The 21,032-nt window shown below is 63.9% G+C and carries 20 protein-coding genes and 2 tRNA genes; 8 read left to right on the top strand and 14 right to left on the bottom strand.

Annotated features, from left to right (window positions below):
• Positions 1–15: 15 nt before the first annotated feature.
• From BWP39_RS04670 to fdxA, 8 genes are all read right to left on the bottom strand, one after another.
• Positions 16–774 carry a DUF4088 family protein gene (locus tag BWP39_RS04670; RefSeq protein WP_096717290.1) on the bottom strand — a complete coding sequence of 253 codons (759 nt, stop codon included), beginning with the start codon at positions 772–774 and terminating at the stop codon, positions 16–18.
• Between the two features lie 219 nt (positions 775–993).
• Positions 994–1,317, bottom strand: a complete 324-nt coding sequence (locus BWP39_RS04665) for an AzlD domain-containing protein (protein ID WP_096717288.1) — start codon at positions 1,315–1,317, stop codon at positions 994–996.
• Positions 1,314–1,985 carry an AzlC family ABC transporter permease gene (locus BWP39_RS04660; protein WP_096717286.1) on the bottom strand — a complete coding sequence of 224 codons (672 nt, stop codon included), beginning with the start codon at positions 1,983–1,985 and terminating at the stop codon, positions 1,314–1,316. Before BWP39_RS04660 ends, BWP39_RS04665 begins: the two co-directional genes overlap by 4 nt.
• Positions 1,986–2,220: 235 nt before the next feature.
• Positions 2,221–3,051 (bottom strand): helix-turn-helix transcriptional regulator, encoded by an 831-nt coding sequence (locus BWP39_RS04655; RefSeq protein WP_096717284.1) that lies wholly within the window; start codon positions 3,049–3,051, stop codon positions 2,221–2,223.
• 86 nt (positions 3,052–3,137) lie between these two features.
• Entirely contained in the window at positions 3,138–3,614 is a 477-nt protein-coding gene (locus BWP39_RS04650) for a CreA family protein (protein WP_096717282.1), read from the bottom strand.
• 115 nt (positions 3,615–3,729) lie between these two features.
• A tRNA-Asn gene (locus tag BWP39_RS04645) sits at positions 3,730–3,805 on the bottom strand.
• Between the two features lie 69 nt (positions 3,806–3,874).
• Positions 3,875–3,950 (bottom strand) — tRNA-Asn (locus tag BWP39_RS04640).
• 112 nt (positions 3,951–4,062) lie between these two features.
• On the bottom strand, positions 4,063–4,386 hold the full coding sequence (gene fdxA, locus BWP39_RS04635) for a ferredoxin FdxA (protein ID WP_091011554.1): 324 nt from the start codon (positions 4,384–4,386) through the stop codon (positions 4,063–4,065).
• Between the two features lie 275 nt (positions 4,387–4,661).
• On the opposite strand from fdxA, the gene pncB reads away from it, so the two are divergent.
• The 5 genes from pncB to rmuC all read left to right on the top strand — a co-directional run bounded on the left by pncB (position 4,662) and on the right by rmuC (position 10,673).
• Positions 4,662–5,858, top strand: coding sequence for a nicotinate phosphoribosyltransferase (gene pncB / locus BWP39_RS04630; RefSeq protein ID WP_096717280.1), 1,197 nt, complete (start codon positions 4,662–4,664; stop codon positions 5,856–5,858).
• A gap of 89 nt (positions 5,859–5,947) precedes the next feature.
• Positions 5,948–6,610: a LutC/YkgG family protein gene (locus BWP39_RS04625; protein ID WP_096717278.1), complete on the top strand. Its 663-nt coding sequence runs from the start codon at positions 5,948–5,950 to the stop codon at positions 6,608–6,610.
• Between the two features lie 85 nt (positions 6,611–6,695).
• Positions 6,696–8,120, top strand: coding sequence for a sodium:proton antiporter (locus BWP39_RS04620; RefSeq protein ID WP_096717276.1), 1,425 nt, complete (start codon positions 6,696–6,698; stop codon positions 8,118–8,120).
• A 67-nt stretch (positions 8,121–8,187) separates the two neighbouring features.
• Positions 8,188–9,177, top strand: a complete 990-nt coding sequence (locus BWP39_RS04615) for a 2-hydroxyacid dehydrogenase (protein WP_096718551.1) — start codon at positions 8,188–8,190, stop codon at positions 9,175–9,177.
• Positions 9,174–10,673: a DNA recombination protein RmuC gene (rmuC, locus tag BWP39_RS04610; RefSeq protein ID WP_096717274.1), complete on the top strand. Its 1,500-nt coding sequence runs from the start codon at positions 9,174–9,176 to the stop codon at positions 10,671–10,673. The genes BWP39_RS04615 and rmuC overlap by 4 nt, the downstream gene beginning before the upstream one ends.
• A gap of 82 nt (positions 10,674–10,755) precedes the next feature.
• On the opposite strand, the gene BWP39_RS04605 is transcribed toward rmuC, so the two are convergent.
• The 6 genes from BWP39_RS04605 to BWP39_RS04580 all read right to left on the bottom strand — a co-directional run bounded on the left by BWP39_RS04605 (position 10,756) and on the right by BWP39_RS04580 (position 18,096).
• Positions 10,756–11,253 carry a GNAT family N-acetyltransferase gene (locus BWP39_RS04605; protein WP_096717272.1) on the bottom strand — a complete coding sequence of 166 codons (498 nt, stop codon included), beginning with the start codon at positions 11,251–11,253 and terminating at the stop codon, positions 10,756–10,758.
• Positions 11,253–11,528 (bottom strand): hypothetical protein, encoded by a 276-nt coding sequence (locus BWP39_RS04600; protein WP_091011561.1) that lies wholly within the window; start codon positions 11,526–11,528, stop codon positions 11,253–11,255. The genes BWP39_RS04605 and BWP39_RS04600 overlap by 1 nt, the downstream gene beginning before the upstream one ends.
• A 58-nt stretch (positions 11,529–11,586) precedes the next feature.
• A complete protein-coding gene (gene moeA, locus BWP39_RS04595; protein WP_096717270.1) occupies positions 11,587–12,882 on the bottom strand; it encodes a molybdopterin molybdotransferase MoeA in 1,296 nt (431 codons plus the stop codon).
• An 85-nt stretch (positions 12,883–12,967) separates the two neighbouring features.
• Positions 12,968–13,582, bottom strand: a complete 615-nt coding sequence (gene mobA / locus BWP39_RS04590) for a molybdenum cofactor guanylyltransferase MobA (protein ID WP_096717268.1) — start codon at positions 13,580–13,582, stop codon at positions 12,968–12,970.
• 18 nt (positions 13,583–13,600) lie between these two features.
• Complete coding sequence (gene moaA / locus BWP39_RS04585) at positions 13,601–14,707, bottom strand: GTP 3',8-cyclase MoaA (RefSeq protein WP_096717266.1); 1,107 nt, start codon at positions 14,705–14,707, stop codon at positions 13,601–13,603.
• Positions 14,708–14,850: 143 nt separating this feature from the next.
• Positions 14,851–18,096: an Rne/Rng family ribonuclease gene (locus tag BWP39_RS04580; protein ID WP_096718549.1), complete on the bottom strand. Its 3,246-nt coding sequence runs from the start codon at positions 18,094–18,096 to the stop codon at positions 14,851–14,853.
• Positions 18,097–18,827: 731 nt separating this feature from the next.
• Between BWP39_RS04580 and BWP39_RS04575 the strand changes: the two genes are divergently transcribed.
• From BWP39_RS04575 to BWP39_RS04565, 3 genes are all read left to right on the top strand, one after another.
• Positions 18,828–19,856 carry an RluA family pseudouridine synthase gene (locus BWP39_RS04575; RefSeq protein WP_096717264.1) on the top strand — a complete coding sequence of 343 codons (1,029 nt, stop codon included), beginning with the start codon at positions 18,828–18,830 and terminating at the stop codon, positions 19,854–19,856.
• Between the two features lie 79 nt (positions 19,857–19,935).
• Positions 19,936–20,595, top strand: a complete 660-nt coding sequence (locus tag BWP39_RS04570; RefSeq protein WP_096717263.1) for an HAD-IA family hydrolase — start codon at positions 19,936–19,938, stop codon at positions 20,593–20,595.
• Positions 20,592–21,011 (top strand): Rieske (2Fe-2S) protein, encoded by a 420-nt coding sequence (locus tag BWP39_RS04565; RefSeq protein WP_096717261.1) that lies wholly within the window; start codon positions 20,592–20,594, stop codon positions 21,009–21,011. The genes BWP39_RS04570 and BWP39_RS04565 overlap by 4 nt, the downstream gene beginning before the upstream one ends.
• Positions 21,012–21,032 lie beyond the last annotated feature (21 nt).

Genomic DNA, 21,032 nt, shown 5'->3' with positions numbered 1-21,032 from the left:
GCGTCGCTGGCGCGTTCAGCGCGACGGTCGCTGCGTGCGCAGGGGGGGCGGCGTGAAGAAGTTGCGCAACCACGCGGCGAGGCGCGCGAATATATCGTAGGGTTCCTCGACGAAAATTTCCGGCTTCAGCAACCGCAGATACTCCATGATCTGCTGCGCTTCCTGCTTCTGGAATGAGCCATGCGCGATGCCAAGACGCAGCAGTCCGCGCAGTTCACCGAGCTTCTCGCGGGCCGCGCTGCCCACGCTTGCTTCACACGCGACCTTCGCCTCATACACCCGCTGACGTAGCGATTCAGCCAGTCGCCATGCGGGCGTCTGCATGGTTTCCTCGAGCGTCTGGATATCCTGCGCGGCGGATTTGATCTGCGTGGCGAGCGGCTCGACCATCAACGCGTCGCCTTGCGCTTCCTCGACGATGGCTGCCGCCCAGCTGTGGGCCTGCTTCGCGAGTTCTTCGGGAGTCCATTCGGTGCGCACGGCAAAACCGAAACCGAATTCGGTCGCCTGCCGCATCAGGATCGCGACGACGTCCGGAAACTCCTTGCCGAGCGTGCGCTTGGCCCATGCGTACTGACCGCCCGCGAGCATGCGCTGCACGGCGTGTTCGGTCAGCGGCACCATGTTATCGAGCAGCTTCGCCCGTAAAAAATCTTCAAACGACGGCGTTGCGAACTGTGGATCGAGCTTCAGCGACACGCGCAGAAATGCTTCGAAATCCTTGCGCAGCGACGCGATGGTTTCGTCCTTGAGTGTAAGGATGATCTGACCCATGTCTTATCCCGTGTGGTCGTGCGCGCGCGACACCGCTGGGGAGCAGCGGTCCGCCCTTTCCTCGGGAGCGAAGCGCAGCGATGCCGGCGCGGTGACTTCCTGCTTCCCGCGCGGGTCTCGAAGACGAGCTCGGGAACGCGAGTCCGGTGTGCGGACTACGACGGTATATCGGCGGGATGGCGGAAAACTTGAGCGGGATAGACGTGCCTGCTCCGCCGGTTATCGAAGCACCACGCCTTGCCACAGGAAGAACACGGCAAGGCCGACGGCGATCGTCAGTAGCGGGCGGCGCGTGAGCGCACTGACCACGATTGCCGCGAGCGCACCGACCAGCTGCGGATTGCGCCACGTCAATTCGGCCTCGGTGCCGTGCGGCGAGACCGCCATCGGCACGATGATCGCAGTCAGCACGGTGACCGGAACGAAGCCCAGCGCGGTGCGCACGAGCGGGGGAAAAACGAGCCGGTCGCCGAGCAGGAAAACCGTCGCGCGGATGAGCCAGGTGATCAGCGCCATGCCCAGAATCAGGATCACGTAGTTCATTGGCTTGCCTCGGTGGTGTGTTGGCTCAATGCGCCTCGACGCGACAGCAGCACGCCGACCACGACGCCGGCGAATACCGCGCCGAGCAGGCCGAGCTTGTAGGGCCATCCCTGCCAGAAGAACGCCAGCGCGCCAGCCGTTGCCGCAGCGGCGACATAGCGGATCGCGACGAGCTGCGGCACGACGATCGCGATGAAGGTTGCGACCATCGCGAAATCGAGGCCGAGCGACTGCAAGCCCGGAAACGCGGCGCCGAACAGCAGGCCGGCGAGCGTCCAGATCTGCCAGTTGATATACATCGACAGACCCGAGCCCAGGAAATAGTACGGGCCGACCGAACCCGGCGGATGCAGCCGGTAGTGCGCCCAGGCGACGGCGAAGACCTCGTCGGTGAGCAGGCCGCCGAGGGTCCAGCGCCAGTGCATCGGCAGATGCGCGACGTGCGGGGCGAGCGTGGCGCTATACAACATGTGGCGCAGGTTCACGATTAGCGTCGTTGCCCAGACCACGGCGAAGCCCGCATGACCGGCGATCAGCCCGAGCGCGATGAACTGCGCCGAACCGGCGAAGACGACGAGCGACATCAGTTGCCCGTGCCATAGATGCAATGGACCGGACGCGACCAGTGTGCCGAAGATCACACCGAACGGCGCAGCACCGACGAGCATCGGAACGGTATCGCGCGTACCGGCGGTGAATGCGCGAAAGCGGGTGGTTTGAGTCAATTGAGTCAATCTTTCCTCCTGTCCTGGCGAGCATAACGGCGCGGGACACGGGTGTGCTTGTACGTTCTTGCGGTATGAGCGGTATGAGCGGTATGGCGGCAGGTGCGCCGTGTGCTGAAGACGGTCGATGCGTCGCAGCGCAGGGATAAGACTGCAGGGCCTGAGACGGGGATTTGTTTCAGACGCCTTGCCAGCGTCCGGGTGGCACGCCGAACATGCGTCGGAAATGCCGCGTGAAATGGCTTTGATCGGTGAAGCCGCTGGCCGCCGCGACATCGGCGACCGAGGTGCCTGCCCGCAACGGCGCGAGCGAGCGTTGCAGGCGAACCTGATTGCGCCACGCGTGTGGCGGCAGACCCGTGGTCTGTGCAAAAAGACGCGCGGCATGAAACGGCGACAGGCTCACGGCCTCGGCAAGTTGCGCGAGTGTCAGCGCAGCGGTGAGGTCGCCGGTGAGGCAGTCTTTCATCGCGGCGACGCGGCGGTCATCGGAACCGGCCGATTGCGCGACGGGTCGCGTGCGTCCGTAGCGCACGAGCAGCATCGACAGTGCGTCGAGCAATGCGGCCTCGGCGGCGAGCGGATCGGCCGCGTTTTCTTCGAGCAGATGATGGGCGCGGCGCAACCGGTCGGCGAGATGCGGGTCGCGGATTACGCCGGGCTCGAACCACGGTAGCGGTTGCGCGCGTCCGGCAATGTCGGTGGCCAGATCGTGGATGAAATCGACCGGCACGTACATCACGCGATAACGCCAGCCGGCCTCGACCGCACGCGCGCCGGTGTGCAGTTCGCCGGGATTGATGACCGGCACGCTGCCGGCCTCGGCGACATAGTGCGTGCCGCGATAGTCGTAACCCTCCGCGCCGGCCTCGATCACCGGGATCGTGTAGGCGTCATGCCAGTGCGGCGTGAACGCATGATCGCAATACTCGGCGGTGACGAGGTCCGCGCCGGGCAGAAGCGGCGTGCGCCAGTAGCGGGCGGAATCGCGGAAACGGGTGACGGTCATGATGGCAATCCGGCTTGGCCTGCCAGTTTAGCGCGGGTTTTAGCGCGGCTGCGTGGCCGTGTGGCCGCATGGCAGCCGGGCAGGGCCTACTTCGTCGGGATCGCCGTGCCTGCTGGCAGCGGGACGGCGGTTACGCTGTTCTTGGCACTGCCGGTCGCGATCCGGTCGCTGTAGGTCAGATAGACGAGCGTATTGCGTTTCGCGTCGACGACGCGCACCACGTGCAACGTCTTGAACACGAACGACATGCGTTCGGTGAACACATCTTGTTGCTGCTTGAGCGGCCCGTTGAAATGGATCGCACCGATCTGGCGGCAGGCAATCGACGCTTCGGTCGGATCTTCGGCAAGGCCGAGCGAGCCCTTGATACCACCGGTGCGCGCCCGCGAGACATAGCACGTCACGCCACCGACGAGCGGATCGTCGTACGCCTCGACGACCACGCGGTCGGAGCCCGTTACGCGGAAGTTGGTGTTGACGCTCGCGACTTCCTCGCCATGGGCGTACGGCATCAGCAGCGCTGCGCAGGCCGCGAGCGGGATGATCGAGAGGATGGATTTCATGGGGGAGGCGGTTTGCGGGTTGGGAAAGCCGTCATCCTATACCAGCGGTATGGCGGGCGATCCGCGCGAGCCACCAAAAATAAAGCCCGCTATGACTAGCGGGCTTTCAGAATCTTGGCTCCTCGACCTGGGCTCGAACCAGGGACCTACGGATTAACAGTCCGGCGCTCTACCAACTGAGCTATCGAGGAACAGCAATACAACGGTTCACGACATAGACACAAAAAAGCCCGTTCTGATTAACGGGCCTTTGCAATGCTTGGCTCCCCGACCTGGGCTCGAACCAGGGACCTACGGATTAACAGTCCGGCGCTCTACCAACTGAGCTATCGGGGAACAACAACAGCGAAGAAGCGAAATTGTAGGGGGCGCTACAGAACCTGTCAATACCCAAGGTATTCCGGGGCACAGGCGCGCGGCGCTACCGTGCCCGCGGGGCAGGCGGTGCTCAGCGCTCGAGAAGCGCCAGCTTGTCCTTCACATCCTTGAATTCGTCGGCTTCGGGCAGCGGCAACTTGGTCTTCGTGATGCTGGGCCAGCCCTTCGCGAGTTCCGCGTTCAGTGCGGTGAAGTCCTGCTGGTCGCCAGGTACGTCTTCTTCCGCGTAGATCGCGTTCACCGGACATTCGGCGACGCACACGGCACAGTCGATGCACTCGTCGGGATCGATCGCGAGAAAGTTGGGACCTTCGCGAAAGCAGTCCACCGGGCACACGTCGACGCAGTCGGTATAGCGGCATTTAATGCAGCTTTCGGTCACAACGTGGGTCATTCAGGCAACTCCTGCTTGCAATATCGGGGCGGCAAAACGGGGGGCGAAATGCCAAAGGCGCTATTGTAACGTAACCCGAAATCCCGTATCACGCATTGGCGCGGGGGTTTTATACCGATTGGTGATTAGTTTATGGGCGGCAGCCGGGCACCCGGCGGCTACACCGTCCGCGCAGCCGCATTCGGGTAACATGGGGCGATTGGCGCGCGAGAGGCGGGCCGCAACAAACAGGTCTCTTCAAGGACTGCCGGCATCAGCCGACCGGTGTGCACACCATGATCATTACCTCGCTGCTCGATACCGATCTCTACAAGTTCACGATGATGCAGGTCGTCCTGCATCGTTTCCCGGCCGCCAGCGTCGAATACCGGTTCCGTTGCCGCACGAAGAACGTCGATCTCGTGCCGTATGTCGCCGAGATCCGTGAAGAAGTGCGCAAGCTCTGCGAACTGCGCTTTACCGACGACGAACTCGACTATCTGCGCCGGATGCGTTTTATCAAGGGCGATTTCGTCGAATTCCTCGCACTCTTTCACCTGAACGAAAAGTACATCTCGATCACGCCGTCGCCGAAGAACAACGGCGAGATCGACATCGAGATCAAGGGTCCGTGGCTGCACACGATCCTCTTCGAGATCCCGGTGCTCGCGATCGTCAACGAGGTCTACTTCCGCAACACGCAGCAGCATCCCGATTACAGCGAAGGCCGCGAACGTCTGCGCGAGAAGATCAAGCTGCTCGGCGCGCGGCCCGAATTCGCCGATTGCAAGATCGCCGACTACGGCACGCGCCGGCGCTTCTCGAAGCAGTGGCACGAAGAGGTGGCGCTCACGCTGAAAGAGGGGCTCGGTGAGCAGTTTGCCGGCACCAGTAACGTGTTCTATGCGATGAAGCACGGCCTCACGCCACTCGGCACGATGGCGCACGAGTATCTGCAGGCTTGTCAGGCGCTCGGTCCGCGGTTGCGCGATTCGCAGATCTACGGCTTCGAAATGTGGGCGAAAGAGTACCGCGGCGACCTCGGCATCGCGCTGTCCGACGTGTACGGGATGCAGGCGTTTCTGCGCGACTTCGATATGTATTTCTGCAAGCTCTTCGATGGCGCGCGCCACGACTCCGGCGATCCGTTCGACTGGGGCGAGCGATTGCTCAAGCACTACGAGGACAACCGCTGCGACCCGCGCACGAAGGTGCTGGTGTTCTCCGACGCGCTCGATATCCCGAAGGTTCTGCAGCTCTACGAGCGTTTCCGCAATCGCTGCAAGCTCGCGTTCGGCGTCGGTACCAACCTCACCAACGACCTCGGCTATAACCCGCTGCAGATCGTCATCAAGATGGTTCGCTGCAATGGCCAGCCGGTTGCGAAGCTGTCCGATTCGCCGGGTAAGAACATGTGCGACGACAAGGCGTATCTCGCGTATCTGCGTCAGGTGTTCGGCATTGCAGCGCCGACCGAAGAAGCGGAGCAATAGCGGGCGATTCGCCATTTGCGCAACGTGCCGCCGGTATAATTTCCGCGTGACGGAACCCCGTTATACCGCTATCGAACCAGGACTCGCCCATGGACACATCGACTGCCCGCCGTAATATCCTCGCGCGCATCCGCGCGGCGCAGGGGCGCGATGGCGAGCCGTCCGATGTCGAACGCGAAGCGGCCGACGACTATCTGGCGCGTCATCCCGAAGGCCCGCGTCCGGAGTTGCCCGGTGACCTGATCGAGCGCTTCATCGTTGAAGCACGCAAGATGGCGACCACGGTCGATACCGTCGACACCCTGAGCGATGTGCCCGCCGCCGTACAACGTTATCTCGTCGCGCACGACCTGCCGGTGAAGGCCATTGCATGGCAGACACTGCAAGACCTCGCATGGGCCGGCGCGGGCATCGAGGTTGAATTTCGCAAACCGCAGGATGCCGACAAGGTCGGCATCACCGGTTGTTTCTGCGCGACGGCGGAGACCGGCACGCTGGTGTTGTTGTCGGGACCGCAAACCTATGCATCCGCGGGACTACTGCCCGAGACGCACGTCGCGATCGTGCCGGCTTCGCGCATCGTGGCGGGACACGAGGATGCGTTCGGTCTGATTCGCAGCGAACGCGGCGAACTACCGCGCGCGGTCAATTTCGTCTCGGGCCCGTCGCGTACTGGCGATATCGAGCAGACCATCGTGCTCGGTGCGCATGGTCCGTATCGCGTCCATGCGATCGTCGTGCGCGGCGCGTGAGCCGAGTTTTCAGCTTCTTCAGTTTCTTCGCCGTAGCCGGTCGTCACGTGCTGCGAGCGATCTTTCAACCCGACAGGATGTACCTATGAAACGACATGCCGTCCTGGCATGCCTCGCGTTCGCTGCCGCATGCGCGGGGTGGCCGCAACTGGCCGACGCTGCGACGCTCGATGGCGCGGCGCTGTCCGCGTGGTGGGGCGCGCCGTTCGCCGGCATGCTGCTGTCGATCGCGATCTTTCCGCTCGTTGCGCCGGCGTTCTGGCATCACCACTTCGGCAAGGTATCGGCGGCGTGGGCAGTGGTGTTCCTCGTGCCGTTCGCTTTTGCATTCGGTACGCACACGGCATTTGGCTCACTGATACACGCGTTGCTCGAGGAATACGTACCGTTCATCGTGTTGCTTACCGCGCTGTACACCGTGGCTGGCGGCATTTGCGTGCGTGGCAACCTGCGCGGCACGCCGCGGCTGAATACGACGATCCTCGTGCTCGGCACCGTGCTCGCGAGCATTATGGGGACGACCGGTGCCGCCATGCTGCTGATCCGCCCGCTCCTGCGCGCGAACGACAATCGCAAACATGTCGTACATGTCGTCGTGTTCTTTATCTTTCTGGTGGCGAATGCAGGTGGCTCGTTGTCGCCGCTTGGCGATCCGCCGTTGTTCCTCGGTTTTCTGAATGGCGTGGGTTTCTTCTGGACCACGCAGCACCTTGCACTGCCGATGCTCTTTGTCTGCGTCGTGCTGCTCGCCGTGTTCTACGCGATCGATTCATACTATTTCCATCGCCGCGAGGAGCAACGTCCGGCCACACTCGATCCGACGCCCGATTCGCCGAAACTCGCCATCGACGGCAAGATCAACTTCGCGTTGCTCGTCGCGGTGATCGCGCTCGTGCTGATGAGCGGCCTGTGGAAGCCCGGTGTCGAGTTCGATGTATTCGGCACGCACGTCGCGTTGCAAAACGCGCTGCGCGATGTGGCGCTGATCGTCGTCACGCTGGTCTCGCTCGCCGTGACGCCGCGCGCGGCGCGCGCCGGCAACGACTTCAACTGGGCGCCGATCGAAGAGGTCGCAAAGCTGTTCGCCGCGATCTTCGTGACGATCGCGCCGGTGATCACGATCCTGCGCGCCGGCGAGGCGGGCGCATTCGCCGGCATCGTCCATCTCGTCAACGACGTGTCCGGCACGCCGCGCGACGCGATGTATTTCTGGGCGACGGGTATCCTGTCGTCGTTTCTCGACAACGCGCCGACCTACCTGGTGTTCTTCAACCTCGCGGGCGGCGATGCGCAGACGCTGATGACTACCGGCGCCACGACGCTCGCCGCGATCTCCGCGGGCGCGGTGTTTATGGGCGCGAACAGCTATATCGGCAATGCGCCGAACTTCATGGTGAAGGCGATTGCCGAATCGCGCGGTGTGCGGATGCCGGGTTTTTTCGGCTATCTTGCGTGGTCAGGGGCGATACTGATTCCGGTGTTTCTCGTCACTGGCTGGCTGTTTTTCTGAATGCGGCTGATAGCGTGTGTGCGTGCCCTCGGGTGGCGACGTGCAGCGCGGTTTCTGGAGCGATGTAATGCAGAAGATTCTGGTTGCGCGTCCGATTTTTCCGGACGTGATCGAGCGGCTCAAACAGTATTTCAACGTCGACTGGAATGACGGCGACGTTCTCGAGGCCGATGAATTTACGCGGCGGCTCGCGGACTGCGACGGCGCCCTGACGGCCGGCGACCCGGTCGGTGCGGCCGTGCTGGCCGCGGCACCGCGTCTGCGCGTGGTGTCGAACATGGCGGTCGGCTACAACAACTTCGACATGAATGCGTTCAATGCGGCAAACGTGCTGGGCACGAACACGCCGGACGTGCTGAACGAATCGACCGCCGATTTTGGCTGGGCACTGATGATGGCAACTGCGCGCCGCATCGCAGAGTCGGAGCACTGGCTGCGCGCAGGCCACTGGCAGAAGTGGGCTTACGACGGTTTTCTTGGCACAGACGTGTATGGGGCGACGCTGGGTATCGTCGGCATGGGCCGCATCGGTCAGGCGCTTGCGCGCCGTGCGCGCGGTTTCAACATGCGTGTGATCTATCACAACCGTTCGCGCGTCGCGCCGGCCATCGAAGCCGAACTGAACGCGCAGTACGTATCGAAAGAAGCGTTGCTGCAGCAGGCCGATCACGTGGTGCTCGTGTTGCCCTATACGAAGGAAAGCCATCACACGATCGGTGCCGCTGAACTCGCGCTGATGAAGCCCACCGCCACGCTGACGAACATCGCACGCGGCGGCATCGTCGACGACGCGGCGCTGGTCGACGCGTTGCGCGCGAAGCGGATTGCGGCGGCCGGGCTCGATGTCTACGAAGGCGAACCGAAGCTCAACCCGGCGTTGCTGACGGTGCCGAACGTCGTGCTCACGCCGCATATCGCGAGCGCGACCGAATCGACCCGCCGCGCGATGGCCAACCTTGCCGCGGACAATCTGATCGCGGCGCTCGGTGTCGGTCCACAAGCGGGGCATCCACCGAATCCGATCAATCCCGAAGTGCTGGGGAAGGCGCGCGCATGACGATGACTCTCGTAGCGGCGATCGTCGTGATCGTCGCGCTTGCTGTGGCGCTCGTGATAGCGCTGCTGATCCTGATGCGCGGAGCGGGGCGCTCGCACCAGGACGCGTTGCTGACTGAACTCGGTGAACTTGGGGACCGCACGGTCGCCGCAACCGACACGCAGACGCGTGCATTCGAACGGCTCGAGCGCGAACTGCGCAGCGAGATCGTCGACACCGCGCGTACGTCGCGCACCGAACTGAGCGGCGGCTTCGCGCAGTTCCAGCAGACGCTGGCCGCGCAGCTGACAAGCATCGCGACGGTGCAGAACAGTCAGATCGACGGTTTCGCGCAGCAGCTGATGAAGCTCACCGAGACCAATGCACAGCAACTCGAAGCGGTACGCCAGAGCCTGCAACTACAGGCCCAGCATGCGCGCGACGAACAGGGCTCGGCGTTGAAGCGCTTCGGCGACACGCTGACGCAACAGCTTTCGCAACTGACCGAAGCGAACGACCGCCGCTTCGGCGAAGTGCGCGCGACGATCGAACAGCGCCTGAAAGACATCGAGACGAACAACGCGACGAAGCTCGAAGAGATGCGCCGCACGGTCGACGAGAAACTGCACGCAACGCTCGAACAGCGTCTTGGCGAATCGTTCAAGCTCGTTTCAGATCGACTGGAGCAGGTACATCGCGGGCTCGGCGAGATGCAGACGCTGGCCGCGGGCGTTGGCGACCTGAAGAAGGTGCTGACCAATGTGAAGACGCGCGGCACCTGGGGCGAAGTGCAGCTCGAGGCGCTGCTCGAACAGTTGCTGACACCCGATCAATACGCGAAGAATGTCGCGACTGTGCCGAAGAGTAATGAGCGCGTCGAGTTCGCGATTCGCTTGCCGGGCAACACATCGGCGGATGGTGTGCCTGTGCCCGTATGGCTGCCACTCGACGCGAAATTTCCGCGCGAGGACTACGAACGCTTGATCGATGCGCAGGAGCGGGCCGACCCGGTCGCGGTTGAAGAAGCATCGCGCGCGCTCGAGGCGCGGGTGCGCGCCGAAGCACGCTCGATCGCGGAGAAATACGTGTCGCCGCCGCACACCACCGACTTCGCGCTGCTCTATCTGCCGACTGAAGGGCTCTACGCGGAGGTCCTACGCCGCACGGGTCTGACAGACTTGCTACAGCGCGAATATCGCGTGACGATTGCCGGGCCGACGACGCTCACGGCATTGCTGAACAGTCTGCAGATGGGCTTCAGGACGCTCGCGATCGAGAAGCGTTCGAGCGAAGTGTGGCAGGTGCTCGGCGCGGTGAAGACGGAATTCGGCAAGTTCGGCGACGTGCTGGCGAGAACCAAGACACAGCTCGAAACCGTCACCCGATCGATCGAAGCCGCCGAGGTGCGCACGCGCGCAATGGGCCGCAAGCTACGCGACGTCGAAGCGTTACCCGGCGAGCAGGCAAGCGGCCTGCTGGGTGATGCGGTGAGTGGGGCTGATACGGACGAGTCGTAGAGATCGGTTTCAGTGCCGGTGAAGCAAGCATAAACCGCGTGGATAGGCCATATGCCACGCGGCGTTCGAATCACTAAAAGATTCAGTCAGCCTTGAGCACCGCACTCGCGGCGAGCGCATCGAGCGCGGCCCCGGTCATCCGAACGACGCGCCAGTCGGGCAGCACCGTCGCGCCCATCTTCTGATAGAAATCGATGGCCGTCTGGTTCCAGTCGAGCACCGTCCACTCAAAACGCCCGCATTCGCGCTCCACGGCCAGCGCCGCGAGCCGTTGCAGCATCGCGGTGCCGAGCCCGCTACTGCGTTGCGACGGCTGCACATACAGGTCTTCCAGATACAACCCGCGCCGGCCGACGAAGGTCGAGAAATTATGGAAGAAGAGCGCATAGCCGACGATGCTGCCGGCGTCTTCCGCGACCAGCGCTTCCGTCAACGCCCGCGCACCGAACAGCGCATCGTGCAAGCCCGCTTGCGTCGCGGTGAGCAGATGCGTGAGCTTTTCGAATTCCGCCAGTTCGACGATCAGCGAGTAGATCGCTTCGACATCGGCGGGAGTTGCCGCGCGGATTACGGCAGCCATTACGCTTCCTCGGGCACGTCGCTTAGCTGGATCTCGATGCCGCCGAAACGCGATGCCACCCAGTTATAAGCGTGACATGCAATCCACAGCAGCACGAAACCGAGGATCGCATTCAGCAGCAACGCGCTGAACACCGTACTCAGTTCGAGCGACCCGTAACGGAAGAAGGCCAGCAGGGCGCCGATCAGCACGATCGGTACGCTGAAGGTCAGATAGACGAGAATCAGCGCCTTGGCAGTCGGTCCCGGTGCAATGTACGAGAGCTGTTTTTTCATGTGAGTCCAACCCGTTGGTCAAGGTAGTTGCGTGAAAAGTGATGCATGGGCCTGCTGATCAGACAAGCCCGTCGAACAGCATGATATCGACGGTGTCTCCTGCGTCGATATTGGCCTGTTCGTGCGCGAGCACGATGAAGCAATTAGCTTCGCTCATCGAACTGAGCGCGCCTGAACTTTGCGAACCGGTCGGCACGACGTGCCACTGGCCTTTCGTATCCCGCTCTGCGATGCCGCGCTGATATTCAGTGCGTCCCGCGCGTTTGCGGATTGCTTCGCGGCTCGTGGCGGCGATCAACGGTACCGGCTGCGGTGTTGCGCCGGCCATGGCGAGCAGCGCTTCGCGCACGATTTGATAGAACGTCACCATCACGGCGACCGGGTTGCCCGGCAAGCCGAAGAATAGCGCGGGTTGTCCCTCGCCGGGCCGTTCGCCGGACCAGATGCGGCCGAACGCGAGCGGGCGGCCCGGCCGCATGGCGAGGCTCCAGAATGCGACATCGCCAAACGTTTGCAGCAGCTTGCGCGTGAAATCCGCTTCGCCAACCGAGACGCCACCCGATGTCAGCACGACGTCGGCGTTCGATGCCGCATCGCGTAGCGCGGCTTCGAGTGCGGTCGGTTCGTCGCGGACCACGCCGAGATCGAGCGTATCGAGATTCAACCGGCGCAGCATCGCGGACAGCGTGTGGCGGTTGCTGTCGTACACGCAGCCTGGTGCAAGCGGCTCGCCCAGCGAGCGCAGTTCGTCGCCGGTCGAGAAGAACGCGACGCGCAGACGCCGCCGCACTGGCACTTCGCCAATACCCAGCGACGCGAGCAGACCGGCATCGCCGGCACGCACGATGCGTCCGGCATGCAGCGCGACACCGCCGCGCGCGAGGTCTTCGCCGGTGCGTCGACGGTTCGCGCCGGCGTGCAGCGCATCGGTGGGGAAGTGGATCGTTTCGCCTTCGCGTGTGACGAGTTCTTGCGGTACGACGGTGTCGCAGCCGGCGGGCAACCATGCGCCCGTCATCACGCGCACGCAGGTGCCTGCTGCGACCGTACCCGCGAACGGATGCCCGGCGAGCGCCTTGCCGGTCACGGTTAGCGTGACGTGACCGGGTTCGCCGATGATCGCTGCGCCGTCGAATGCGTAGCCGTCCATCGCTGAGTTGTCGTGAGCGGGAACGTCGATCGGCGACACGATGTCTTCGGCGAGCACGCGGTCGAGCGCATCGTGCAGCGACACACGTTCGATGTCGGCGAGCGGCGTTGCCCACTGACGCACGATGGCCTGCGCGGCATGGACCGGCAGGGCATGTGGGTCGTACTGGTCAACGCAACGGGAGAGATCGTCAGGCGTGGTCATGAATCGGGAGCGTCGCGGCCGGAAGCGGTCCGGTGACTTGCCGGGGCCTGTACTGGCGGTGTGCTGGCGAGTGGCCTGGAGAGCCTCATGAACGTTCGAGGTCGGCGAGTTCTTGTAACGAGTTCACATTGTAGAACGCGCGCTCGTCATCCAAGACGACTTCGACCGCCGTGTGGCGCGCGTACCACGCGCGCACCTTACGTTCACCCGCCTGCAGAAAGGCGGCGAGATCGTTGGCCAGCGAAGTGCGCAGCAGCACGAACACGGGATGAACCGAGCGCTGCCCCTGGGTATCAATGGTCGCGACTGTGGCGATGTCTGCGTGCACGGCGTCCAGTGCCTGCGCGAGACGCGTGGCGAGATCGGTGGGCAGGTTGGGGGTGTCGCACGGTGCGCTGAGCACGAACGCGGTGTCGGCCGTTTGCAATCCGGCCAGTAGCCCCGCGAGCGGTCCAGGAAAATCGGGCAGCGTGTCGCTGACGATGCGCGCCCGATACGGTGCGCCCAGTTCCGCATAACGCTCGAGATGGCGGTTCGCGCTGATCAGCAGTGGCCCGGTTTGCGGCGCGAGCCGCTTCAGCACGTGCGCTGCGAGCGGTTCGCCGTGCAGCGGCTGCAAGCCCTTGTCGACACCGCCCATGCGTGACCCGCGGCCGCCTGCGAGCACGAGGCCCGTGATGTGCGCGGTATCGATGGTCATGGGTGTGAGACGACGGCGTTAGCCGCCGATGTACGACATTTCGACGCGGCGTTCGTCCGCATCCTGTGCGGCGGCGCTGCCGCGCAATTGCGAATAGCGGTCGCTGCGCTGGTGCCAGATCTGCGCGACGGCGGTGGCGATCTCGGCATCGCTTGAGCCATTGCGTACGAGCGCGCGCAGATCATGTCCCGCCGATGCGAACAGGCACAGGTACAGCTTGCCTTCCGTCGACAGACGCGCCCGCGTGCACGACCCGCAGAACGCGCGCGTGACGCTCGAAATCACACCGATCTCGCCGCCGCCATCCACATAACCCCAGCGTTGCGCGGTTTCGGCGGGGCTGTGCGCGTCGAGCGGCACGAGCGGAAAGTGCGCGGCAATGCGCGCGACTACGTCGGCCGAAGGCAGCACTTCCGTCATGTTCCAGCCGTTCGACGTACCCACGTCCATGTATTCGATGAAGCGCAGCACAGCGCCGGAATGGCGGAAGCGGCGCGCCATCGGAATGATTTCGGCATCGTTCGTCCCGCGCTTGACGACCATGTTGATCTTCACCGGCGCGAGCCCCACGGCCTGTGCGGCCGCGATACCGTCGAGTACGTCGGCAACCGCGAAATCGGCATCGTTCATGCGGCGGAACAGCGTGTCGTCGAGTGCGTCGAGGCTCACCGTGACGCGCGTGAGGCCCGCGTCTTTCAGGCTGCGCGCCTTGCGCGCGAGCAGCGAGCCGTTGGTGGTGAGCGTCAGATCGAGTGGACGGCCAGCAGGCGTGCGCAGCAGCGCCAGACGTTCGATCAGGAATTCGAGGTTCTTGCGCAGCAACGGTTCGCCGCCCGTGAGGCGGATTTTCTCGACGCCATGCGCGACGAAGACGCGCGCGAGGCGCTCGATCTCTTCGAATTTCAACAACGCGCCGTGCGGCAGAAACGGATAGTCCTTGTCGAACACCGCGCGCGGCATGCAGTAGACACAACGAAAATTGCAGCGATCCGTCACCGAGATGCGCAGATCGCGCAGCGGCCGCGCCAGCGTGTCGTGAAGCACGCCGTTCGGCGCCAGGGCAGGACCGTCGATAACCGGCACTGCGCTGACATCGGTAAGAGGGATGATGCGTCGGGAGGACATGATGATTTGGTTGGGATTCAGACGCTCATTCTAGCGGAACGCTACGCCCACGGCTCTCGGGGCGAACGCGCGACCGACGGCCAAGAAAAAGCCCGCCGGGGAGGCGGGCTTCTTCACTACATCAGCTACGGATTAATTACAGCCTACTGCTGCGATTTGCCCGTTTCGACCTGTTGCATCGGCGCGGCATCGAGCGGCGGCAGCGGTTTGCGCTCGCGCGTCACCCGGGCCGGCTTGACCGCTTGCGCAGCGGCATCCTGTGCAGCACGCAGCTTGCTGGCGTCGGTATTGACCCACACCAGGCCCGCGCTTTCGAGCATCGGCTGCAGCGTTTCCGTCGTCAGGCCGTTGCGTTGCGGTGCGCGGACCGGCTCGGCGGCAGGTTCTGCTACCGGTTGCGGTGCGGCGGGTGCCGCGAATGCCACGGGTGCCGGTTCCGGCGTCGGTTGGGCTACCTCTGCCTGTACCTGGACGGGCTGGCTCACAGGAGCTGCGGGCGCTTCAACGGCGACGGCCGGCGCAGCTTCGCTAGCGACGAACGATGGTGCCGTTTCAGTCGTGACCGGTGCGGCTTCGACAACAGGCGCTGCAGCGACCGGTGCCACCTGGGCTGCCGGGGCTTCGACCGGTGCCGGAGTCGGCTCGATCGATGCTGCCACGGCCGGAGCCGGTTCTTCCTGCGCTGCTGCCACTGCCGGCGTTGCTTGCGCTTCTACGGCCGGCTCGGTGCTTTGCTCGACGGCTTGCGGCGTATGTGTCACTGCAACCGGCTCGGCGGCCTGCACCGGTGTTTCGGCGGCATGGACTTCGCTCGTCACAACGGCTTCTGCGGCAACCGCGGTAGCGGCCACTGCCACCACTGCCGGTTGAGCCACCGGCGCTTCATGACGACCGACCTGTTCCGGCGCACGCACGGGCGTTTCCGTCACTACACGGGCCACCTGGCCTTCGGTTTCGCCGCCCGCTTCAGCCACATCGGCTGCGTGGTTGACGTTGACGTTTTCGCCAGCGTTTTCGTTGCCATTTTCGCTGCCGTTTTCGTCTTCACGCTCGCGACGACCACCGCGACGGCCGCGACGGCGACGACGACGCTCTTCGCCTTCACGCGATGTGGCTTCCTGATCGATCGGGGGCTGGCCTTCGCCGGGCGCCGATTGAGCCGCAGCAAGAGCGGCGGCGTTCAGGGTTTCGTCCTGGGTTTGTGCTTCTACGGCTTCGGGCTGCTGCTTGCGGCGCTCACCACGCTCGCCGCGCGGTTGCCGATCGCCACGTTCCTGACGGTCACCACGCTCAGCGCGCGGGGCGGCTTCGGTAGCTTCGACGCGTTCGGTGCGATCCTGACCACGCTCGGTGCGCTCGCCACGGCCTTCACGACCTTCACGGCCCTCACGCTGATCGCGACCGCCACGTGCTTCGCGCGGCTCGCGGCTTTCACGCGGTTCGCGTGGCTCACGGCCTTCGCGCGGTTCACGCTCCTGGCGTTGCGGCTGCTGTCCCGGACGGTTACCGGTAGCGTTTTCGCCGCGCGGACCTGCGCCGCCACGACGGTTGCGATTGCGCTCGCCACTGCGTTCACCGCGTTCGGTGCGCTGTTCGCGGGCCGGACGCGTCGGCTTTTCGGCCGGTGCGGGGGCCGGAGCCGGCGCAGCCGGCTGCACGCCGAACAGATTCTTCAACCAGCCGATGAAACCGCCTGCAGCCGGTGTCACCGCGACCGGTGCCGGCGTCGGTGCAGCCGCTGCCGGCCTGGCCGCAGCGCTCGGCGCCGGTTTTTCCGGCGTGATGCCCTTTACCACGGCTTCCTGCTTGGGCTTTACTTCCTCGGTGCGCTTGCTGTAGCCGGTTTCCGACTCCAGTTCGTGCGCCGCTTCTTCGGCCATCTTCCACGAAGCACGCGGCTCGTCGAGGCGCGTGTCGTCGTGACGCAGGCGCTCGAGCTTGTAGTGCGGCGTATCGAGATGCTTGTTCGGGATCAACACGACGTTGACCTTGAAGCGCGATTCGATCTTGTTGATTTCCGCGCGCTTTTCGTTCAGCAGGAAGGCGGTCACTTCGACCGGCACCTGGCAGTGGATCGCCGCGGTGTTTTCCTTCATTGCTTCTTCCTGAATGATCCGCAGCACTTGCAGCGCGGACGATTCGGTATCGCGGATGTGGCCCGTGCCGTTACAGCGCGGGCAGGTCACATGGCTGCCCTCGGACAGCGCCGGGCGTAGCCGCTGGCGCGACAGTTCCATCAGGCCGAAGCGCGAGATCTTGCCCATCTGGACGCGCGCACGATCGTGCTTGAGCGCGTCTTTCAGGCGTTGCTCGACGTCGCGCTGGCTCTTCGCCGATTCCATATCGATGAAGTCGATCACGATCAGGCCGCCCAGGTCGCGCAGACGCAACTGGCGGGCGACTTCGTCGGCGGCTTCGAGGTTCGTGCGCGCGGCTGTTTCCTCGATGTCGGCGCCCTTGGTGGCGCGTGCCGAGTTCACGTCGATCGCGACGAGCGCTTCGGTGTGGTCGATCACGATCGCGCCACCCGACGGCAGCGGCACCGTGCGGGAATAGGCGGTTTCGATCTGATGTTCGATCTGGAAGCGCGAGAAGAGCGGCACATCGTCGTGATACCGCTTCACCTTGCTGACATTGTCCGGCATCACGATATCCATGAAGGCGCGTGCCTGGTCATGGATTTCGGTCGTGTCGATCAGGATTTCGCCGATATCCGGCTGGAAGTAGTCGCGAATCGCGCGGATCACGAGGCTCGATTCGAGGTAAATCAGCATCGGCTGACCGTTCGAACCGCTTTGCGACGCGGCTTCGATGGCGCGCCACAGTTGCATCAGGTAGTTCAGGTCCCACTGCAGCTCTTCCGCACTACGACCGATGCCGGCCGTGCGGGCGATGATGCTCATGCCTTCCGGCAGTTCCAGCTGCGCCATGGTTTCGCGCAGTTCCTGGCGGTCGTCGCCTTCGATCCGGCGCGATACACCGCCGCCGCGCGGGTTGTTCGGCATCAGGACGAGGTAGCGTCCGGCCAGCGAAATGAAGGTGGTGAGGGCTGCGCCCTTGTTGCCGCGCTCTTCCTTTTCGACCTGGACGATGAGTTCCTGGCCTTCGCGCAGTGCGTCCTGGATGCGCGCAGAGCGCATTTCGACACCGTCGCGGAAGTACTGGCGGGCGACTTCCTTGAACGGCAGGAAGCCGTGCCGGTCTTCGCCGTAGTTGACGAAACAGGCTTCGAGCGATGGCTCGATGCGGGTGATGACGCCCTTGTAAATATTGCCTTTGCGCTGTTCGCGGCCGGCGGTTTCGATGTCGATATCGATGAGTTTTTGCCCATCGACGATGGCGACGCGCAGTTCTTCCTGCTGCGTCGCATTAAACAGCATGCGTTTCATTGAACGGCTCCAGAGCGGCTTGCGCCGGCCCACCGATGCGCTGCGGTTGTCAGTCGCAGCAACGGTGAGGGCGGCGGCGCGCCGCACCTTATTGTGTTGTCACGGGCACGCTGGAGCTGGAACGTTGGCGGGAGAATTGCCTGAGAGGGCCCCGTCCGGCTGAAAATGGACGCGGTGCCGCAGGGCACATGCGAATACGGCTTCAAATAACGGCACAACACGCCGCGGTTGTCGGGCAGCCTGCCGTTCGCGCCTTCTGCGTCTGCCGGCGCGCCAACTGGGCGCAAAACCGGAGCCACGAAGACCGCGGCTATGCCGCGTGCGGGAAGGTTGCACAAAACGCCCGACTTCCCACCTGGGTGTCTCGCCTCATTTTGACGACGCCATGTTTCGCATTCATTCGCGAAACGCTACGGGCGCACGCCGTATTTTCGCCACTGGCCGCCTCGTCCCGCGGCAGCTTCCGCTGCCCGCCGACGACGCCCGCCAGTTAAATTCTTTTTTACCAAAGTTCCGTTACCGTCGGAGCCGGTCCTGACCGAACGCGCCTGTGGGCGCCGTCCCTGCCTGGCATTGGGTTCCGTGCGTGCAACTTGTTGCATCTCAATTTCAGGGTGAGCAACCCGCCCCGGCACAAGTAAAATACGCCTTTAACGCTTGCACCTGCGCAGTCTGTCCGGCTACCGGCGATGCGCCGGCCACTGCAGACTGCTGGGCAAATTATATTCAGAATGAAAGAGTTAGGCAAAATTTCCCAGAAATCGGTCGCAGGTGACCAGGTCTCGATGCTCGAAATCGACGAGGATACGGCCGGCCAGCGCATCGACAATTTCCTGTTAAAAGTCTGTAAAGGTGTGCCCAAAAGCCATATTTACAGAATCCTGCGCAGCGGCGAGGTGCGGGTCAATAAGGGCAGAATCGATGCCCAATACCGGCTGGTTTCCGGCGATATCGTGCGCGTGCCGCCCATCCGCGTGGCCCAGCCGGAAGACCCGGTCGCGTCGTCGAACGTGCCCGCCGCCCACTTTCCGATCCTGTTCGAGGACGATCACCTGCTGGTGATCGACAAGCCGTCGGGCGTCGCCGTGCATGGTGGCAGCGGAGTGGCGTTCGGCGTGATCGAGCAGTTGCGGCAGGCGCATCCGCAGGCCCGATTCCTCGAACTGGTGCATCGGCTCGATCGGGAGACCTCGGGTGTGCTGATGCTCGCCAAGAAGCGCTCGGCGCTGGTGGCGCTGCACGAGCAGATTCGCGAGAACCGCATGGACAAACGGTACTATGCGTGCGTTCAGGGCGAATGGGCGAGCGACTGGGGCCGCCGGCGCATCGTCAAGGAGCCGCTGCACAAGTACCTGCTGCCGGACGGCGAGCGACGGGTGCGGGTGCAACCGGACGGCTTGCCGTCACATACGGTGTTCAATCTGGTCGATCAGTGGCCCGGCTCCGGCTACGTGCTGCTCGAAGCGGAACTGAAGACTGGCCGTACGCATCAGATCCGCGTGCATCTGGCGCATCTCGGGCTGCCGATCCTCGGCGACGCGAAATATGGTGATTTCGCGCTGAACAAGGCGCTTGCGCGTGCCGATGCGCGTCCCGGCCTGAAGCGGATGTTTCTGCACGCTTACCGGCTCAAGCTCACGCACCCGGCTACCGGTGCGACGCTGCAGGTCGAGGCGCCGCTGCCGGCCGATTGCCGGCGTTTCGTCGATCAGTTGCGCGCATTGCGTGACCAAAGCGATGCAAGCGGCGGCGGTCGATGATCGTGCTGCATGCCGCCAGCCCGGCGGGGCGTCGATCCGTCGTTCCCATCCCACTTCCTGAAAGCGAGACGAAACCTGCATGGCTCGACAGCAATTTGACCTGATCGTCTTCGACTGGGACGGTACCCTGATGGACTCGACCGCCCACATCACGCGCAGCATCCAGTCCGCGTGCCGCGATCTCGGCCTGCCGGTGCCTGCCGATGAAGCCGCCAGCTTCGTGATCGGCCTGGGCTTGCGCGACGCGCTGCAAATCGCCGCGCCGACGCTCGATCCGGCGGACTACCCGCGTCTCGCCGAGCGCTACCGTTTTCACTATCTCGTGAAAGATCAGACCACCGAGCTTTTCGACGGCGTGCCTGCGATGCTGCAAGGTCTGCGCGACGAGGGCTACCTGCTCGCCGTGGCGACCGGCAAGAGTCGCGTCGGGTTGAACCGCGCGCTTGACCAGGTGCGTCTGACGAGCCTTTTCGACGGGACGCGCTGCGCTGACGAAACCTTCTCGAAACCGCATCCGGCGATGCTGCACGAACTGACACGCGAACTCGGTCAGGATCCGGCCAGAACCGTGATGGTCGGCGATACGACGCACGATCTGCAGATGGCGATCAATGCTGGCGTTGCCGGTATCGGCGTCACCTACGGCGCACATCCGGCCGCGACGCTGGTCGCTCTCGAACCGAAGTTCCTCGCGCCCGACGTGGCGTCGCTGTCCGTCTGGTTGCACGATCACGCATGAATGCCGACGTGACCCGTACGAACGATCCAGCTGCGCAGGCTGAGCCGGTGCGTATCTGCGCTGCTGCAGAACTCGTCGATGGCGGAGCCGGGGTGCGGCGCGCCGCGACCTATGCCGGCGGCGAAGCGGTCGTGTTCTTCGTACGCTACGACGGTCGCGCGTACGGTTACCTGAATCGCTGCGCCCACGTGCCGATGGAGCTCGACTGGGTCGAGGGCCAGTTCTTCGAATCGTCCGGTTTATACTTGATGTGCGCTACGCACGGAGCGATTTATCAGCCGGACACCGGAAAGTGCGTCGGCGGTCCGTGCCGCGGCGGCCGGCTGCGCGCGGTCCAGGTCGACGAGCGCGACACGCCGGAAGGCCCCGCGGTGTTCTGGCTGCCCGACGGCGATCTGCGCCCGGCAACCCCCTGAAATCCTGACTTCCTCTGCGAC

Origin of the sequence: Paraburkholderia acidicola (assembly GCF_002362315.1) — a bacterium.
GTDB classification, from domain to species: Bacteria; Pseudomonadota; Gammaproteobacteria; order Burkholderiales; family Burkholderiaceae; genus Paraburkholderia; species Paraburkholderia acidicola.
This window is presented reverse-complemented; position numbering and strand designations above follow the sequence as displayed.

Bases quoted from the DNA above. Each gene is read 5' to 3' on its own strand.
- BWP39_RS04650 (WP_096717282.1), bottom strand. From the start codon at position 3,614: ATGAAATCCATCCTCTCGATCATCCCGCTCGCGGCCTGCGCAGCGCTG.
- pncB (WP_096717280.1), top strand. From the start codon at position 4,662: ATGATCATTACCTCGCTGCTCGATACCGATCTCTACAAGTTCACGATG.
- BWP39_RS04565 (WP_096717261.1), top strand. From the start codon at position 20,592: ATGAATGCCGACGTGACCCGTACGAACGATCCAGCTGCGCAGGCTGAG.
- fdxA (WP_091011554.1), bottom strand. From the start codon at position 4,386: ATGACCCACGTTGTGACCGAAAGCTGCATTAAATGCCGCTATACCGAC.
- moaA (WP_096717266.1), bottom strand. From the start codon at position 14,707: ATGTCCTCCCGACGCATCATCCCTCTTACCGATGTCAGCGCAGTGCCG.
- BWP39_RS04575 (WP_096717264.1), top strand. From the start codon at position 18,828: ATGAAAGAGTTAGGCAAAATTTCCCAGAAATCGGTCGCAGGTGACCAG.
- mobA (WP_096717268.1), bottom strand. From the start codon at position 13,582: ATGACCATCGATACCGCGCACATCACGGGCCTCGTGCTCGCAGGCGGC.
- BWP39_RS04660 (WP_096717286.1), bottom strand. From the start codon at position 1,985: ATGCTCGTCGGTGCTGCGCCGTTCGGTGTGATCTTCGGCACACTGGTC.
- BWP39_RS04665 (WP_096717288.1), bottom strand. From the start codon at position 1,317: ATGAACTACGTGATCCTGATTCTGGGCATGGCGCTGATCACCTGGCTC.
- BWP39_RS04600 (WP_091011561.1), bottom strand. From the start codon at position 11,528: ATGAAAAAACAGCTCTCGTACATTGCACCGGGACCGACTGCCAAGGCG.
- rmuC (WP_096717274.1), top strand. From the start codon at position 9,174: ATGACGATGACTCTCGTAGCGGCGATCGTCGTGATCGTCGCGCTTGCT.
- BWP39_RS04670 (WP_096717290.1), bottom strand. From the start codon at position 774: ATGGGTCAGATCATCCTTACACTCAAGGACGAAACCATCGCGTCGCTG.
- BWP39_RS04615 (WP_096718551.1), top strand. From the start codon at position 8,188: ATGCAGAAGATTCTGGTTGCGCGTCCGATTTTTCCGGACGTGATCGAG.
- BWP39_RS04625 (WP_096717278.1), top strand. From the start codon at position 5,948: ATGGACACATCGACTGCCCGCCGTAATATCCTCGCGCGCATCCGCGCG.
- BWP39_RS04570 (WP_096717263.1), top strand. From the start codon at position 19,936: ATGGCTCGACAGCAATTTGACCTGATCGTCTTCGACTGGGACGGTACC.
- moeA (WP_096717270.1), bottom strand. From the start codon at position 12,882: ATGACCACGCCTGACGATCTCTCCCGTTGCGTTGACCAGTACGACCCA.
- BWP39_RS04605 (WP_096717272.1), bottom strand. From the start codon at position 11,253: ATGGCTGCCGTAATCCGCGCGGCAACTCCCGCCGATGTCGAAGCGATC.
- BWP39_RS04620 (WP_096717276.1), top strand. From the start codon at position 6,696: ATGAAACGACATGCCGTCCTGGCATGCCTCGCGTTCGCTGCCGCATGC.
- BWP39_RS04655 (WP_096717284.1), bottom strand. From the start codon at position 3,051: ATGACCGTCACCCGTTTCCGCGATTCCGCCCGCTACTGGCGCACGCCG.
- BWP39_RS04580 (WP_096718549.1), bottom strand. From the start codon at position 18,096: ATGAAACGCATGCTGTTTAATGCGACGCAGCAGGAAGAACTGCGCGTC.